This is a genomic window from Oleiphilus sp. HI0132 (genome assembly GCF_001635845.1).
On sequence record NZ_LWGJ01000219.1, the window covers coordinates 1 to 692 of the forward strand.

Here is a 692-nt window from a genome sequence, read left to right on the forward strand (position 1 = left end):
AAGAGCCATGACGTTCTGTACAGAGCCTTTGCCGAAGCTCTGTGTTCCCATTATGACTGCCCGATTGTGATCTTGAAGTGCTCCGGCCAAGATTTCAGAAGCTGATGCGGAGCCTCCATCAATAAGAACGATAATGGGTATGCCATTAGCATCGTCACCAGGTGTCGCGTTAAAGCTTAAATCGGCTTCGCTAGCACGGCCTTTTGTATAAACGATGAGACCTTCTTCAATCAACTGGTCGGCAACTTCTACTGAAGCACGAAGTACGCCTCCAGGGTTGTTTCTTAAGTCAATAACTAAGCCTGCAAGTTCTTCAGTTTCATCTTGAAGCTTTTTAAGGCCTTTGGCGAAGTCGCTACCAGTTTGTGCCTGAAATTGAGTGATACGGATGTAGCCGTACTGCTCATCAAGTACTAGCGTTTTGACGCTGGTTACTTGAATAATGTCACGTACGACTTTTATTTCTAATGGCTCGCGCTCGCCTTCACGGACGATGGTCAATGTAATCGGCTCACCCGCTTCACCACGCATCGTGTCAACAGCTTGATCAAGACTCATTCCTTTTACGGGTGTTTCATCTAATTTGATAATTAAATCGCCAGCCTCAATGCCTGCTTTCTGAGCGGGGGTATCATCAATCGGCGCAATAACTTTTACAAAGCCATTCTCCATACCTACCTCTATACCCAAGC

The 692-nt window shown here is 46.2% G+C and carries 1 protein-coding gene; it reads right to left on the bottom strand.

What is annotated here, in order from left to right; translation table 11 throughout:
- Positions 1–690, bottom strand: a 690-nt coding sequence (locus A3766_RS02725) for a S41 family peptidase (RefSeq protein ID WP_304440919.1), incomplete at its 3' end; no start/stop codon positions are given.
- Between the last annotated feature and the right edge of the window lie 2 nt (positions 691–692).